Annotated in this window: 13 protein-coding genes; 7 read left to right on the forward strand and 6 right to left on the reverse strand. The window is 62.8% G+C overall.

Annotation, left to right across the window (positions count from 1 at the left end; all coding sequences use genetic code 11):
• Positions 1–22: 22 nt before the first annotated feature.
• From AABA84_RS16470 to AABA84_RS16490, 5 genes are all read left to right on the forward strand, one after another.
• Positions 23–772 carry an outer membrane protein gene (locus AABA84_RS16470; RefSeq protein ID WP_212249605.1) on the forward strand — a complete coding sequence of 250 codons (750 nt, stop codon included), beginning with the start codon at positions 23–25 and terminating at the stop codon, positions 770–772.
• 237 nt (positions 773–1,009) lie between these two features.
• Positions 1,010–1,684, forward strand: a complete 675-nt coding sequence (locus tag AABA84_RS16475) for an outer membrane protein (RefSeq protein WP_212249607.1) — start codon at positions 1,010–1,012, stop codon at positions 1,682–1,684.
• A 239-nt stretch (positions 1,685–1,923) separates the two neighbouring features.
• A complete protein-coding gene (locus AABA84_RS16480; RefSeq protein WP_338308082.1) occupies positions 1,924–2,670 on the forward strand; it encodes an outer membrane protein in 747 nt (248 codons plus the stop codon).
• A 286-nt stretch (positions 2,671–2,956) separates the two neighbouring features.
• Positions 2,957–5,932, forward strand: a complete 2,976-nt coding sequence (uvrA, locus tag AABA84_RS16485) for an excinuclease ABC subunit UvrA (protein WP_338312514.1) — start codon at positions 2,957–2,959, stop codon at positions 5,930–5,932.
• A 25-nt stretch (positions 5,933–5,957) separates the two neighbouring features.
• A complete protein-coding gene (locus tag AABA84_RS16490) occupies positions 5,958–7,142 on the forward strand; it encodes an AlbA family DNA-binding domain-containing protein (protein WP_338312515.1) in 1,185 nt (394 codons plus the stop codon).
• Between the two features lie 97 nt (positions 7,143–7,239).
• Here AABA84_RS16490 and AABA84_RS16495 read toward each other — a convergent pair whose 3' ends face one another.
• A complete protein-coding gene (locus AABA84_RS16495; protein WP_338312516.1) occupies positions 7,240–7,443 on the reverse strand; it encodes a DUF433 domain-containing protein in 204 nt (67 codons plus the stop codon).
• A 62-nt stretch (positions 7,444–7,505) separates the two neighbouring features.
• On the opposite strand from AABA84_RS16495, the gene AABA84_RS16500 reads away from it, so the two are divergent.
• The gene (locus AABA84_RS16500) at positions 7,506–8,147 is read left to right on the forward strand and encodes an HAD family hydrolase (protein WP_338312517.1); all 642 of its coding nucleotides are present in this window, start codon (positions 7,506–7,508) and stop codon (positions 8,145–8,147) included.
• 107 nt (positions 8,148–8,254) lie between these two features.
• Here the strand turns inward: AABA84_RS16500 and AABA84_RS16505 are convergent, their stop codons facing one another.
• The 3 genes from AABA84_RS16505 to AABA84_RS16515 form a co-directional block, all read right to left on the reverse strand.
• The gene (locus tag AABA84_RS16505; RefSeq protein ID WP_338312518.1) at positions 8,255–9,208 is read right to left on the reverse strand and encodes a YVTN family beta-propeller repeat protein; all 954 of its coding nucleotides are present in this window, start codon (positions 9,206–9,208) and stop codon (positions 8,255–8,257) included.
• A 2-nt stretch (positions 9,209–9,210) separates the two neighbouring features.
• On the reverse strand, positions 9,211–9,792 hold the full coding sequence (locus AABA84_RS16510; RefSeq protein WP_338312519.1) for an SRPBCC family protein: 582 nt from the start codon (positions 9,790–9,792) through the stop codon (positions 9,211–9,213).
• Between the two features lie 1,029 nt (positions 9,793–10,821).
• Positions 10,822–11,589 carry an AAA family ATPase gene (locus AABA84_RS16515; RefSeq protein WP_338312520.1) on the reverse strand — a complete coding sequence of 256 codons (768 nt, stop codon included), beginning with the start codon at positions 11,587–11,589 and terminating at the stop codon, positions 10,822–10,824.
• Between the two features lie 268 nt (positions 11,590–11,857).
• Between AABA84_RS16515 and AABA84_RS16520 the strand changes: the two genes are divergently transcribed.
• On the forward strand, positions 11,858–13,939 hold the full coding sequence (locus AABA84_RS16520) for a DUF1217 domain-containing protein (RefSeq protein ID WP_338312521.1): 2,082 nt from the start codon (positions 11,858–11,860) through the stop codon (positions 13,937–13,939).
• A 16-nt stretch (positions 13,940–13,955) separates the two neighbouring features.
• On the opposite strand, the gene AABA84_RS16525 is transcribed toward AABA84_RS16520, so the two are convergent.
• Positions 13,956–14,816, reverse strand: coding sequence for a PCC domain-containing protein (locus tag AABA84_RS16525; protein WP_338312522.1), 861 nt, complete (start codon positions 14,814–14,816; stop codon positions 13,956–13,958).
• Between the two features lie 9 nt (positions 14,817–14,825).
• Positions 14,826–16,433: an acyl-CoA synthetase gene (locus AABA84_RS16530; protein WP_338312523.1), complete on the reverse strand. Its 1,608-nt coding sequence runs from the start codon at positions 16,431–16,433 to the stop codon at positions 14,826–14,828.
• Positions 16,434–16,475 lie beyond the last annotated feature (42 nt).

Genomic DNA, 16,475 nt, shown 5'->3' on the forward strand with positions numbered 1-16,475 from the left:
GGACACGACTGGGGAGATTACAATGAAGAAGATTCTGATTGGCTTTGCTGGCGCGGTTGCGCTGACCCTCTCGGCTCCGGCCGGTGCTGCAGACCTTGGGGCCCGTCCCTATACAAAGGCGCCGATCGCGCCCCCCGCTCCGATCTATACCTGGACCGGCTTCTATGTCGGCGTGCAGGGCGGCGGTGCCTGGGGCCGCAGCGACGAAACCTTCTTTGGCGCTCCGAACACGGCGATCTTTGCCGGAAGTCAGAACTACGACACCACCGGCGGCTTTGTCGGCGGCGTGTTCGGCTACAACTGGCAGGCGGCCAACTGGGTGTTCGGCATCGAGGGCGACTACCATTGGGCTGACATCAACGGCCGTTCTGCCGAGATCAATGCCGGCCTCGGCGACACCTACTTCACGAGAATCCGTGGCTTCGGCGACATCAAGGGCCGTCTCGGCTATTCCACCGGTCCCGCTCTCTTGTTCGTCAGCGGCGGCGCTGCAGTCGGCGACATTCAGCACCGCTACGATGGCATCCCCGGAAACGTCTTCATCCAGAACAACACCCGCTGGGGTTGGACCGTCGGCGCCGGCGCGGAATACATGTTCGCTCCGAACTGGTCGGCCAAGGTCGAATACAACTACATCGACTTCGGCAAGAGCACGATCCAGTACTCCGCCGTGCCCACCAATCGCTCCGAGTGGACCGATACCGTTCACACGGTCAAGGCAGGTGTGAACTATCACTTCAACTGGGGTGCGCCGGTCGCCGCGCGCTACTGATATCTATCTGACATCGTTGAAGTCTAAGGCCGGCCTCGCGCCGGCCTTTTTCGTTTGGCGCGACCATGAAACCGGAGGCAATAAGTCAGTAACCATCACCTTTTCGACCGCTGTGGCTTTTCGGAGACACAACTTGCGGCTTTGGTGGTGTAAGTACGGCGTCAGTTGGGCCGTTGAGTCCGCTGCCCTTCCGGGAACGGAAGGCAACAACAGAAACTGGGACTGGGATTAGTTGAAATGAAGAAGGTTTTGTTGGCTTCGGCCTGTCTGTTCGCTCTCGCTGCGCCCGCCTCGGCGGCCGATCTCGCAGCTCGCCCCTACACCAAGGCTCCGATCGCTCCGGCAGCGGCCGTCTACAACTGGACCGGCTTCTACCTCGGTATCGTCGGTGGCGGCGCCTGGGAAAACGCTTCCGGCGACCCGAAGATGAAGGGTGGCTTCGTCGGCGGCACCGCCGGCTACAACTGGCAGACCGGCAACGTCGTGTTCGGCATCGAGGCCGATGGCTCCTGGGCTGACGTCAGCGCTTCGGCGAGCGCTCTCGGCGTCACCGTGTCGTCCAAGACCGACGCGCTCGGCACCGTCCGCGGCCGCATCGGCTGGGCCGTCAACAACGTGCTGTTCTACGGCACCGGTGGTTACGCCTGGATCGACAACAAGGTCAGCGTCAGCGCGCTCGGCGTGACTGTCTCCGACAGCAAGTTCCACTCGGGCTGGACCGTCGGCGCCGGCGTCGAGGCGTTCTTCGCTCCGCAGTGGTCGGTCAAGGGCGAGTACCTCTATCGCAGCCTCGGTGGCGAGACCTACTTCTCCGGTCTCGGCGCTCCGATCACCACCGGCACGCTCAACTTCCACACCGTGCAGGTCGGCGTGAACTACCACTTCGGCGCCCCGGTGGTTGCCAAGTACTGATCTGCGAAGTACTGATCACTACCGACGTCACATCGTCACGAAAGGCCGGCCTTGCGCCGGCCTTTTTGTTTTTGCGCCCCAGCCCGCTCGCTCGCTAGCATTTCGGGAGAGATGTGGCGTCCGGGTGACACAACCTTTGGCTTTAATGGTGTAAAGCAATGACATTAGTCGGGTCATAGCTCCGCTGGCTCTTCCGCTTTCCGGAAGGTCAGAAAGAGAAACGGAACTGGGGAATGGATATGAAGAAGCTTTTGCTGGCTTCGGCCGGTTTGTTCGCACTCAGCGCGTTGGCACCGGCCTCGGCGGCCGATTTGGCGGCCCGCCCCTACACCAAGGCTCCAGTCGCACCGATCGCGATGTACAATTGGAGCGGTTTCTACATCGGTATCAACGGCGGCGGCGCCTCGAGCCGCAACTGCTGGGACGTCAACAACATCTTCGGTGTTGCGGGTCCGGACACGGCTGAAGGCTGTCACAATGCGACCGGCGGCGTCGTCGGCGGACAGGTCGGTTATCGCTGGCAGTCGGCCAACTGGGTGTTCGGTCTTGAAGCCCAGGGCGACTGGGCCAACCTGAAGGGCTCGAATACGAGCTTGGTGCTTGGGCCGCTGGTCAACCAGACCAAGATCGACGCGCTTGGCCTGTTCACCGGCCAGGTCGGCTATGCCTGGAACAACGTGCTCTGGTACGTGAAGGGTGGCGCGGCCGTCACGCACGCCAAATACAACGGCCTGGTGGGCGGCGTGGTGCTCGACAGCGCAAGCGAGACGCGCTGGGGTGGCGCGGTCGGCACCGGCATCGAATTCGGTTTCGCACCGAACTGGTCCGTGGCGATCGAATACGACCATCTGTTCATGGGCAAGCGCAACAACTCGTTCACGATCCTCGGCGTCAACGACCGTATCGACCGTATCAAGCAGGACGTCGACATGGGCACCGTTCGCCTCAACTACACCTTCGGCGGCCCCGTGGTCGCCCGGTATTGATCTGAAGTCCTGATCGCTACCGACGTCCCATCGTCACGAAAGGCCGGCCTTGCGCCGGCCTTTTTGTTTTCGCGGCACCTTGCCGCGCAGTTCCGCAAAGCCCCTGCTGCCAGTTGCCGCCAGCGCGCCAACATTCCGTTGACGATTCGCAAGTCCCACTGGAAATCCGTCTCCGTTCTTCCTACGTTCGCTGACAACCCCATCGGCGCCGATCCCGGTTCCGGGCGAGCGCGCCTTTTTTATTGGCGCGGTCGCGCACCCATGGGATTCCTTGAGGGCAACTCGGATGGATGAAGTGATCAAGGCGAAGCGCCAACAACAGAACGCGGGCTCCAGCCTGCGCGCAATTACGATCCGTGGCGCGCGCGAGCACAACCTCAAGAACATTGACGTCGAGATTCCCCGCGACAAGCTGGTGGTGTTCACCGGCCTCTCCGGCTCCGGCAAATCCTCGCTCGCCTTCGATACCATCTACGCCGAGGGCCAGCGCCGCTACGTCGAATCGCTGTCGGCCTATGCGCGCCAGTTCCTGGAGATGATGCAGAAGCCTGACGTCGACCAGATCGACGGCCTGTCGCCGGCGATCTCGATCGAGCAGAAGACGACCTCGAAGAACCCGCGCTCCACCGTCGGCACCGTCACCGAGATCTACGACTACATGCGGCTCTTGTGGGCGCGCGTCGGCGTGCCCTATTCGCCGGCCACGGGCCTGCCGATCGAAAGCCAGACCGTCTCGCAGATGGTCGACCGCGTGCTGGCGCTGCCCGAGGGCACCCGCCTGTATCTGCTCGCCCCCGTCGTGCGCGGTCGCAAGGGCGAGTACCGCAAGGAGCTCGCCGAATGGCTCAAGAAGGGCTTTCAGCGCGTCAAGATCGACGGCACCTTCCACGAGCTTGCGGAAGCGCCGACGCTCGACAAGAAATTCCCGCACGACATCGACGTCGTGGTCGACCGCATCGTGGTGCGCGCCGACATCGGCCAGCGCCTCGCCGAAAGCTTTGAGACCGCGCTGAAGCTCGCCGAGGGTCTTGCCGTCGTCGAATTCGCCGACGCGCCGGCGGCAGCTCCCGCCGAGGAAAAGAAGAAGACCGCCAAGATCCACGACAAGAGCGGACCCGAGCGCATCCTGTTCTCGGAAAAGTTCGCCTGCCCGGTCTCCGGCTTCACCATTCCCGAGGTCGAGCCGCGCCTGTTCTCGTTCAACAACCCCTACGGCGCGTGTCCTGCCTGCGGCGGCCTCGGCGTCGAGCAGCATGTCGACGAGGATCTCGTCATCCCCGACAAGGAGCTCGCCATCGGCAAGGGCGCGATCGCGCCCTGGGCCAAATCGTCGTCGCCCTATTACGTGCAGACGCTGACCGCGCTCGGCAAGCACTACAAGTTCACGCTGACCACCAAGTGGAAGGACCTGGCCAAGAAGACGAAAGACGCCATCCTCCACGGCTCCGGCGAGGACGAGATCAAGTTCTCCTACGAGGACGGGGTGCGCTCCTACGACACCAAGAAGCCGTTCGAAGGCGTCATCACCAACATCAACCGCCGCTATCGCGAGACCGAGAGCGAGTGGGCGCGCGAGGAGCTCGCCAAGTATTTCCACGACGTGCCCTGCGAGGGCTGCAAGGGCTTTCGGCTCAAGCCTGAGGCGCTCTGCGTCAAGATCGGCGGCAAGCATATCGGCGAGATTTCCGAGCTATCCGTGAAGGGCGCCGGTGCATGGTTCGAGACCGTGCCTGAGGCGCTGAACGCGCAGCAGAACGAGATCGCGGGCCGCATCCTGAAGGAGATCCGCGAGCGCCTCACCTTCCTGCTCGACGTCGGCCTCAACTACCTCACCCTCTCCCGCTCCTCCGGCACGCTCTCCGGCGGCGAGAGCCAGCGCATCCGCCTGGCCTCGCAGATCGGCTCGGGGCTGACCGGCGTGCTCTACGTGCTGGACGAGCCCTCGATCGGCCTGCACCAGCGCGACAACGCGCGCCTGCTCGACACCCTCAAGCGGCTGCGCGACCTCGGCAACACCGTGATCGTGGTCGAGCATGACGAGGACGCCATCCTGCTCGCCGACCACGTGCTCGACATCGGCCCCGGCGCCGGCATGCATGGCGGCAACATCATTGCCGAAGGCACGCCCGCCGAGATCATGCGCAATCCGAAATCGCTGACCGGCAAGTACCTGACCGGCGAGCTCGAGGTCGAGGTGCCGGAGCGGCGGCCGCCGAACCATCGCCGCACCATCAAGGTGGTCAACGCGCGCGGCAATAACCTCAAGAACGTCACCGCCGAAATTCCGCTCGGCCTGTTCACCGCCGTCACCGGCGTGTCCGGTGGCGGCAAGTCGACGCTGCTGATCGACACGCTCTACAAGGCCATCGCCCGCAAGCTGAACAATGCCAGCGAGGGTGCCGCCCCGCACGACCGCATCGAGGGCCTCGAGCACATCGACAAGATCATCGACATCGACCAGTCGCCGATCGGCCGCACCCCGCGCTCCAACCCCGCGACCTATACCGGCGCCTTCACGCCGATCCGCGAATGGTTCGCCGGCCTGCCCGAGTCCAAGGCGCGCGGTTACGAGCCCGGCCGCTTCTCCTTCAACGTCAAGGGCGGCCGCTGCGAAGCGTGCCAGGGCGACGGCGTCATCAAGATCGAGATGCACTTCCTGCCCGACGTCTACGTCACCTGCGACGTCTGCAAGGGCAAGCGCTACAACCGCGAGACGCTGGAGGTCCTGTTCAAGGGCAAGTCCATCGCCGACGTGCTCGACATGACCGTCGAGGAAGCCGCCGAGTTCTTCAAGGCGGTGCCGCGCGTGCGCGAGACTTTTCAGACCCTGCACCGCGTCGGCCTCGACTACATCCATGTCGGTCAGCAAGCGACGACGCTCTCGGGCGGCGAAGCCCAGCGCGTCAAGCTCGCCAAGGAATTGTCAAAACGCGCCACCGGCCGCACGCTCTACATCCTGGACGAGCCCACCACCGGCCTGCACTTCCACGACGTCAAGAAGCTGCTGGAGGTGCTGCACGAGCTGGTCGCGCAGGGCAACACGGTCGTCGTCATCGAGCACAATCTCGAAGTCATCAAGACCGCCGACTGGGTCATCGACCTCGGCCCCGAAGGCGGCGACGGCGGCGGCGAGATCGTGGCGTGGGGTCCGCCTGAGGACATCGCGAAGGCGCCAAGGAGCTATACGGGCAAGTTCTTGGAGCCGGTGTTGAAGAAGGCACGGAAGCCGAAGCGAAGGAGCACGAGCCAGGCGGCGGAGTGAGACACTGGCCTCAACGGAGCCTTCAATGAGTATTTCAGCTGTAAATTTCGATGCGATCTCGGAGACAGATCTAACCCAGCAAATCTTGGCCGGCGTGCCTGAAGGCATTCTAGTCGACTACAAACGAGCGATGTATGGTTTCGCTGATGCAGACGTAAAGGAGTTGCTAAAAGACGTTTCTTCTTTCGCAAACACATCCGGTGGGCATCTAGTTATCGGAATAGATGAGTCAGGCGGTATTCCAACCGCGATTACTCCGCTTACGGGAGACGCCGACAAAGATCTCCAGAGATTGGAGAATCTCGTTCGTGATGGCCTTGAGCCTCGTATCTCGGGCATACGAATGAAGTCTGTGGCAGTGAGCGGTGGATATGTTTTGCTTTTGAGAATTCCGAAGAGCTGGAATCCGCCGCATCGCGTAAGTGCCCGAAACGCAAACCGGATTTATGGACGAAACTCCGCAGGCTCTTATGAATTCAGCGTGGAAGAGCTGCGGGTCGTGTTCACGTCCTCGGCCACAGCGGCAGACCGGGTGCGTTCATTCCGAGCAGAGCGCCTAGCAAAGATTGATGCTAGCGAAGCTATAGCTCCCCTAATGAAGAACAATGGTCGCTTAGTGTTGCATCTTTTGCCGGCGTCCTCTTTCGGCCTAGAGAATCGGATCGATGTAGCGGCGGCGCAGCGCCTGCAAGAGCTGTTGAAGCCGATGTCTTCGATGGGTTACTCACCTCGGATTAATTTTGATGGCTTTTCTAATCTCTCGCATGGGACAGGCGGAAAATGCATTTCATACACGCAAATATTTCGAACAGGGGCAATTGAAGCTGTAAAAGTCCGGGTTACCGGCGATCTAATCGATGGGACTGTTTGGGTACCCGCTTTAACGTTCGATCGTTCAATTCTCGAACAGCTTCCTCACTATTTGGCGGCGCTGCGCCAACTTGAGGTACCGCCACCGATATTCTTGATGATCACTCTGCAAGGCGTCCGAGGGGCACGACTTGGAATCGATCAGCGCCCGTTCGACGATCCGCCGCCAATAGACAGAGACGTATTAGAGCTTCCGGAAGTTGTGATTGAGCAATACGGAAGCGATGAATCCTATCAACGCGCTGTACGTCCTGCTTTTGATGCGTTGTGGAATACGGCAGGGTACGCTCGTTCTCAATATTTTGACTCGAACGACAGATGGAACCCTCCACGGCGATGACATGCCAAGAGCCGATCACTGTCGCTAATTTGCGCGAGCGAGGCCCCTTTCAGCCCATCGAGAATAATTAAGGCTGAGTCCGGCGGCTAACCATGCCTCAAGCGGCCAGATAGCCTGCCGCAAAAGCCTGGGCTGCCCGAACATCGTTGCTTGTCAGCCTCGGATGCTCCGAGATGATGGCCTCGGTGGTCATACCTGCGCCGAGTTCGCGCAGAACCAGTTCGACCGGGACACGCGTGCCACGGATGACGGGCTTCCCGTCCATGATCGCCGGGTTGATTTCAATGCGCTCGTGCCGCATGGCTATCCTCGAATTCTGCCCAATAGTAGCACGTCCCATCTCGCTTGTCAGCGAACTCCCCCATGCCCTACTCCCTCGCCATCTTCGATCTCGACGGCACGCTGGCCGACAGCTTCCCCTGGTTCCTCCGCACCGTCAACGACATCGCGGACCGCTTTGGCTTTCGCCGGGTTCGGGATGAGGACGTCGAGGGACTGCGGCACGCCTCGACGCGCGAGATCCTCAGCCGCCTTGAAGTGCCCTTGTGGAAGCTACCGGCGATCGCGCGGCATGCGCGGCGGCTGAAGGGAGAGGCAGCTAGCGAGATCCCGCTGTTTGGAGGTGTCGAGACCATGCTGCGGACGCTGGCGGACAACGGCGTGCAGCTCGCGCTGGTGACGTCGGACAGCGAGGCCAATGCGCGCGAGAAGCTCGGCGAGGCCGCCGCGCTGTTTTCGCATTTCGACTGCTCGGCATCGCTGTTCGGCAAGCCCGCGAAATTCCGCCGCGTCATCCGCCGCGCCGGCGTGGAGCCAAACCAGGTCATCGCGATCGGCGACGAGGTTCGTGACATCGAGGCAGCACGCGCCGTCGGCATCGCCTGCGGCGCGGTGTGCTGGGGCTATGCGGCCCCGGCGGCGCTGCGGGCGCACGGGCCGGATCATGTGTTCGAGCGGATGGAGGAGATTGCTCCGACGCTGGCTCGGTCTCGTAGGGTGGGTTAGCGTCAGCGTAACCCACCACTTTCTGTCTCCACGGAAGCCAAAGAGGTGGGTTACGCCTTCCGACTGCGCTTTTGCGCAGCCGCAAGGCTAACCCACCCTACGCCGCCCTACTCCGTCCTGCGCAAAAACGCGCCGAACGCGCGCGGGCCGTCGCCGGTCTTGATCTCGCCGATCACCTTCAGATCAGTCGCGTCGATGATGCTTAGCGTGTTGCTCTCCCAGCAGGCGACGATGACGCGCTTGCCGTCGGCGGTCGCAGCGATGCCTTCGGGATAGTCGCCGACATTGATGCGCTTGATCGGCTTCAACGTCGCAACATCGAACACGCTGACGGTGCCGCCATATTGGTCGGTGACGAAGCCCCGGCCCAGCGTCAGCGCCACCGCATAGGGGCGCATGCCAACCGGCACGCGGCCGACCTCGCGGCCAGCGGCAATGTCGATCACGGAGACGTCGTCGGAGCCGACATTGGCGGTGTAGGCGCGCTTGCCCTCGGCATCGATGGTGACGCCGAACGGACGGGTGCCGACCTTGATCGTCGCCTTGCGCTGACGCGTCGCCGTGTCCACGACCGACACGCTGTCGTCGTCGCGGTCCGCCGAAAGCAGCAGCTTGCCGTCAGGCGTCACCGCCAGGCCCGACGGCGAGGCGCCGACCGCGATGCTGGCGATGACGCTGCGGCTCGCGGCGTCGATCACCCGCACCGCAGCCGCATACCAATCGGCGACATAGACCGTCTTGCCATCGGGCGCCACAGCAATGCCGAGCGGCCCGCCGCCGACCTCGATCCGCCCGACCACCTGCCGGGCTGCGGCGTCCACCACCGTCACCGCCTTGGCGTCGGGGCTCGTGACATAGGCAAAGCGGCTGTCAGCGCTGACGGCGACGCCGGCCGGCTTGCCGCCGATCGGGATGGTCGCGACGCTACGCGCGGCGGCGAGATCCACGACCATCAGATCGTCGCTGAGCTGGTTGGTGACGAACGCCTCCTCGGCAGCCGCGCTGCCAAGGCCGGCGTGGCAAAGGCTGGCGGCGAGCGCCGCCAGAACCAGCATCCGCACGATCAGCTACCGCTCTCGATCTTCTTCTTCAGCGCTTCGAGACCGGTCTTGTAGAGCCCGCTCACCGCCTTCACCGCGGCCTCGTCGCTCAGCTCCGGCGGCGGATCGTTGTTGGGAAAGCCGCGGTAGAATGCCCCGGCCCATTCCAGCTTGGACTTGCCGTCGGAAGCCGGAGACACCGTCAACGTCGAGGAATAATTGGTCACCGGCAGCACCTTCACGTCGACCTTCGTGATCCGGTACGAATAGCTCATCATGTCGGGCTCGTATTTGTAGAGCTCCTCATCGACAGTCGCTCCGCCCTGCAGGGTCAGCGTCCGCGTCGCGCCGACCTCGTTGCCTTTCTCGCCCGTGGTCTTGGTGACAGGCGGAAGCCAGCTCATGTCCTGAAAGTTGCGGATCGCGGCCCAGACCTTGTCCTGCGGCGCGTTGATCTCGATGGATTCCCGCACCTTCTGCCGGGTCGGCCCATGCGCCCAGGCCGCCGGCGAAAAAAACGGCCCAAAGGCCGCCGTCAAGCCTGCCGCCCCAAAAACAGCCAGCGCGCTAGCCGTGGCCGTGCGCCGTCCAATCGTCACCCTCATCTCGTTTCCTCATACGTCCAGTTGATCGTGCGCGACTTGGAATGCGCGCTGCGGTCATCCTAGCGCATTTTGGGGCCGAGGGGAGACCGGTTCGTGGCGCCGTTGCGGCGGAGCTCGGCGCACCCCACAAGCTGTTGCGCGGCCCGGCGGGCAAAACACCCATGGACGGGTCAACGTCGCCGCGCCAAAATATTTCTCTTTATCAGAAGTTCGGATTATCGTATACGACACCCATCCCGTCCCGGGCCGAGGGGCGCATCGCGATCGTCACGAACGCGGGATGGGACGTGGTGGACGCGGGCTGCGTCGGCGCGAAGGTGGTTTGCAGGGCGGGTCACACCGTGAGCAAGGACCGGCGCGCACACGACCGGTGCAGCCTGCGTACGGCAAAATCGTGTGGTCCTGGCGCCCGGGGTCTGTGCGCCAAGTCTTGCGGTGATGTAGGCAGCCCAACCGGGCACATGCATCGGCTATCCGCGAGGCGACGGGGGCAATAGTGCAACGCTCCCCGGGGAGAGCACGACATAAGCCGTAAACCCACTGCGCAGGGAAGGCCGGATGTTTGGCTTCACCTGTATGCCGCTGTGCATTTGCTTTTTGCGCATTTGCGCACAGCGGACCGCGGGTGCCAGCCGGCACCCGGCCTTCCCTGCGCCCTCGGCACTTTTGAGGGCGGCAACTGAAGCAAAAGCTCGGGCGGATCATGCCGCGAGGATGAAAGCCTGTGCCAGCCAATGGACAACGGTCTCGTGCCCCGGACGCTGCGCAGCACGAAGTGATGCGCTGCAGAGCCGGGGCCCATGCGTCGGCACGTTGCTCGGCCTCCTGGGTCCCGGATCTGCGCCGCAACGCTTGCGCGTCGCAGCTTGTCCGGGACACGAGAGCGGCGAATGGTGCTACGTCACACTCCGTCATTGCGAGGAGCCCTTGCGACGAAGCAATCCAGACTTCCGCCGCGGAGAGATTCTGGATTGCTTCGCTGCGCTCGCAATGACGGGGAGAGAGCACGTGCCGATTGCGCCCCCTCAGCTATTCCTCCAGCGTCGCCTCCACAAACCCGCGCGGGTCAGCACAAAACTCCCGCATCAGCCGGTAATGATCGGTCTCCTCCACCGTCACCGGCTCCAGGCCGTATTTCCCGAGCCGCAGCAGCCCCGCGTTGGGATACGCCATCAGCATCGGCGAATGCGTCGCCATGATCACCTGGCAGATCCGGGAGTCCTCCATGCGCCGCAGCAGCTTCAAGAACTCGATCTGGCGCGCCGGCGACAGCGCCGATTCCGGCTCGTCGAAGATGAAGATGCCCTGGCGCTGACAGCGCTCCTCGAAGAAGCGCAGGAAGCCTTCGCCGTGGGAGTGCGACAGGAAATCGGGACCGACCTGACCGGCATCGCGCGCGGCCTTGTCCAGATACCGCGCGACCGAGAAAAAGCTCTCGGCACGAAAGAACCAGCCATTGCTGATCTTCGGCAGCCAGCTCGCGCGCAGGGCCTTGCCGAGCTGCCCGCCCATCTTCTCGCGCGCCTCGGAGTGATCGACCGGCCTATACCCCTTGCCGCCACCGGCATCGTCGTAGCCGGCAAGCGATGCGATGCCCTCGAGGATCGTCGACTTCCCGGTGCCGTTCTCACCGACGATGATGGTGATGGGCGCGTCGAAATTGAGCTCGAACTCATCCGGGAAGATGGGCAGGCAAAACGGATAGGCCTCGCGATCGTGAATTTTCGAAGGGTCGAGCCAGACCCGCTTCAGATACGGCGCCGGCAGGTTGATCGTGCGGTGACCTCTCCGGCTCATACCCCGTCTCCACTTGATTCCGACCGATCTTTCGATCGGAACATATTAGGAACACAACCTCCGCGTAAGCTGCATTTTAGAAACATATGGAAACAACTCGAAAACAAACTCGGCTTACGTCACCGGGAGATAAGTTAAAACTTCAGATTGTAAGCCGAAATGGCCCGAAGGAAACGCACTGACTGCTGGCATGAGGCCGGCTCCCCTGCTCGCGACCCCGCAATGATTGACGGACGTCCGGGACGACAAGAACCGCGAGGAATGCGCGATGGTATCAACGTATTTCGGTTACAACTACATCACGCGCAATCTCAAGCAGTCCCTGACTCGGGTCGAACAGCAACCCGACGTCGCGCGGGAGGCCGCCTATTACAAGGCCCACATCGGCCAGGTGAAGACCGTCGACGAACTCATGAAGGACTATCGCCTGTATCATTATGCGCTGAAGGCATACGGGCTGGAAGACATGGCATACGCCAACGCCTTCATGAAGAAAGTGCTGGAGAGCGACCTCAACGACGCCAAGAGCTTCGTCAACAAGCTGGTCGACAAGCGCTACCGGGAGTTTGCCGCGGCATTCTCCTTCAACGACGCTGCAGCGCCGGTTGCCCAGTCGGACAACCAGACCGACGAGATGATCGGTCTGTACACGGCGACCAAGAAGAGCCAGGTCGATGCACTCGCCAGCGACTCGAATTACTACAGCGCCCAGATCGGCAACATCAGCAGCGCGGACGCAATCCTGAACAACGATCGCCTTCGCAATTATGTCTATTCGGCATTCGGGATCGACGAAAGCAAGTGGCCGCCGGCCACGATCAGCCAGGTCCTGCGCAGCGACCCATCCGATCCGAACAGCTACGTCAACACCACCTTCGCGTCCCAGCTGGGTGGCCTCAACGCAGCGCGCGCCCAAGCGCAGTCAGACGCCAGCACGGCCAACTCGAATATCGCCAGCTACACGGCCCAGCTCGCGCAACCGGGCGCAAACGTGCCTCAGCTGCAAGTCCAGATCCTGGTCGAGAAGCATCACCTGGAGACGTATAGGAACAGCATCTCCAGTCTCGATGACCAGATCGCAACGATCGGCGGATTTGTGGATATGGCCGGCGCGTTCGAGTTCTTGCCCGACGGGTCGCTTCCGGCAGGTACGCCCGCGCAGACAGCCGCAAATATCGCACTCACGAAGAAGCGGTTCGATGACAGCAAGGCCGCGGTCTATTCGGCGGCAAGCCCGCTGAGCGAAGCCTCTGCAATCAAACAATTCAGAACGGCCATCCTCAAACTCAATTCGGTCGACGCGTTCGTATCGACGCCAGGCGTGTACGATTTTGCGCTCGGCGCCGTCGGCCTCGACCCGAAAAAGGTCTCGCAGACGACCATCAAGGCCGTCCTCGAAAGTGACCTCGGCGATCCCAAGAGCTACGTGTATACTCTCAAGGACAATCGATACGTTCAGCTCGCACGCGCGTTCAACTTCGATGCAAAAGGCAATCTGACGACCCCCCTGTTGGCGCAGGACGCTGCTGAAGTCCTCCAGATTGCAAGGGACTACGTCGTTCAAGCGGTGAAGAGCGCAAGCACATTGAGCACCAAGCAGCAGGCGGCGGTTCGGGCACAAGCCGCCAAGGACGCGACGGCTTATCAGGAGGCGATCGCCGGCATCGACAGCGTTTCCGATCTTCTGGCAAACAGGCCGATGGTCGACCTGGTTCTCCTGGCCAAGGGCTTGAACCCTAGCAAGGTCAGCACCGATTTCCTCAAGAAGATCTTCGCCTCCGATCTGAACGATCCCGAGAGCTTCGCCAACACGCAGAGCGATCCTCGCTTTGCCGACATCGTGGCGTCGTTCAATTTCGACAGCAAGGGCAACGTCGCGCGCCTGCCGATGATGGGTCCCCAGAGGCGGGATCAATTGCGGGACACACAGGCAAGTTATGTCCAGCAAAGCCTCGAGCAGCAGCAAGGCGAAACCAATCCCGGCGTACGCCTGGCGCTCTATTTCCAGCGCAAGGCGGCGGACATCACGTCGCCATACGACATCCTTGCCGACAAGGCTCTTTCGGAGGTGTTCAGGACCACCTTCAATCTACCTGATCAGATGGCGGCGATGCCGATCGACCAGCAGGCCAAGTACGTGGACAGGTTCATGAAGGTCAAGGATCTGTCCGACCCCGCGAAGGTCGCGAAGCTGCTGAACCGCTTCTCCGCCATGTATGACATCAAGAACAACCAGAGCACCGGCCAGGCTCAATCTCCCTTGCTCAATCTGTTTCAAGGATCGAGCTCGGGCATATCAAGCGTCAGTCAATCCACGTTCCAGGCCATTGCCAAACTACGTGCTCACTGATGATCGCTCGCCGATACTAGCCCGACACCTCGAGCACCAGCTCGATGGTCATCAGCACGGGATTGTCGCCGCGGACCAGGCGTCCCTCGGCAATGCCGCCGGTGTAGTCGACCAGCGCGACGTCGAGCGCTGCTTCGAGCGCATCGGAGTGCCCGGGCGCGATCATCCCGGCCGTCACCGCAAGCTCGGTCGCAAACGGCTCGGTCACGCCGCCATGGGTGAAACGCGCGCCGATGGTCGAACCGACGCCGCCGTGAACCATCGCGCGCGCGATGCCGTGCGCGCGGCAGAACTCTTCGAGCGAGCCGGCAAAATCCTGGTTGGGCCGCAGCCGCAGCGCGAAAGCACGGCTCGTCGTGCGCGCGCCGGTGCGCGCGGCGGCAACCGGCCCGAACAGCTTGAAATTGGTCTCGGGATCGGGCTCGGCGGTGAACATCGCGCCATCGAGGCCGAAGGCCTCGACTTCGAACGGCTCGGCGACGATGGTCTCATCAGGCATCATGTGGCCGCCGCTCGCCTTGCCGTCCGCCTCGGTCCAGAGCCCGTGGCAGTGAAAGAACGGCGCGCCGTCGCGCATGCCGAGCGTCAAGCTGCCGAGCTTCGTACGCGTCACGCCGCCGGGCCGGTACGTGTCGCTGTAGAACGCGGCGTTCTCGCCCGTCCTCGACAGCGCCGGCATCACATAGGCGAAAGGCCCGAGGGCGCCATGCCGGAAGTTGAGCACGCCACTCGTAAAACCTTCGGCCGCAAAGCCGCGCCGCACGGCATCCAGCAGTGGCAGACCTGCCTGAAGCGTGAACGAGAAGGCGCGCCCCCTCGCCTCCACCCATTGGATGCCTTCCGCGATGGGCGCGCCCGGCTGCTTGATACTCCGCATCGCCTGCGCTCAGCCCGCCTTGGTCTTGTCGAGATCGAGCAGCCCGCGCGCCTCGAGCTCGTCGCGCACCATGCGCTTCGGCACCTTGCCATAGCCCGACTTCGGCAAGGCCTCCCAGAAGAAGAACCGCTTCGGCATCTTGTAGCGCGGCACCTTCGGCGAGAGGAACGCCGCCATTTCGGCTTCGCTCACCGCCTTCTCGCCGGCACGCGCCACGCACACGGCGACGCCGACCTCGCCCCAGGTCGCATCGGGTACGCCGAGCACGGCGACCTCGCCGACCGCGGGATGCGTCAGGATCTTCTCCTCGATCTCGCGCGGATAGATGTTGGAGCCGCCGGAGATGTACATGTCGGAGGCGCGGCCCGTGATGTAGACGAAGCCCTCCTCGTCCATGTGGCCGAGGTCGCCGGTGCGAAACCAGCCGTTACGAAACGCCTTCGCATTGGCTTCGGGATTGTCGTAATAGCCGGCGAGCACCGCCGGCCCGATCACGCAGATCTCGCCGCTCTGGTTGGCCGCGAGCTCGCGGCCTTCATCATCCTGGATCGAGACCTGCATGCCGGTGCGCTCGAAGCCGCAGGTGCCGATCTTGGCGTGCGGGCCGTCCTCGGGATCGTGCAGCGCCGCCGGCAGCACGGTGATGTTGCCGGTGACCTCGCCGAGGCCAAAATACTGCACGATGACCTTGCCGAGCTTCTTCAGCGCCGTCTTCTGATCCTCGCGATACATCGGCGCACCCGCATAGATCACGTGACGCAGCGAGGCATGATCGTATTTGTCGACGGCGGGGTGCTCGACCATCATCTTCAGGATCGTCGGCACGGTGAAGAGATTGGCGACCCGATGCGTCTCGATCAGGCGGAACGCCTCGTTGATGTCGAATTTCTCGGTCGGCAACAACACGGTGCACACACCGCGCGCGGTCTGCACCAGTTGATGCACGCCGGCGCCATGCGACAGCGGCGCCACCACCAGCGAGGCGTCATTCTCGGTGACGCCGGGCGTCAGATCGGCGAGATGATTGGTGATCACAAAGCCCATCTGGCCGTGGGTGAGCACCGCGGCCTTGGACCGACCGGTGGTGCCCGAGGTGAAGAAGAACCAGCAGGGATCGTCGTGCTCGACGGCGACATTGGCGACATTGGCGCCGGCCTGCGAGGCAATGGCCTCCGCAACCGATGTCTCGCCAAACGCACCCTTGCCGTCGACGCTCCAGGTGAATTCCAGCGCACCGCCCTTCACCGCCGCCGCATGCTCGGGAAAATCGACATGGCATAGAAACGCCTTGGCGCCGGAAGCTTCTGCGAGATAGGTGACCTCATCCGGCATCAGGCGGAAATTGGTGGGCACCCAGACCGCGCCGAGCCGAAACGCGGCGAACATCGAGAAGAACATCTCGTCGCCATTCTTGGAGTGGACGAGGATACGGTCGCCCTTGGCAATGCCACGCGCGGCGAGCGCCACCGCCAGCGCCGAGACCTGCGCATCGATCTGCCGCCAGGTCCAGGATTTGTCACCCCAGACGAAACCGGGACGCGCGCCATGCCGCCGCGCATTCTGGGTCAGCATGTGAGCGAGATTCATGACGCGGCGGGACATGCGCAGGGGCTGCATGGGGATTCCTCTTCGAGGGCGGACGGCGTGCTGGCCGCCGGC

Origin of the sequence: Bradyrhizobium sp. TM239, from assembly GCF_036247985.1 — a bacterium.
Taxonomy (GTDB): domain Bacteria; phylum Pseudomonadota; class Alphaproteobacteria; order Rhizobiales; family Xanthobacteraceae; genus Bradyrhizobium; species Bradyrhizobium ottawaense.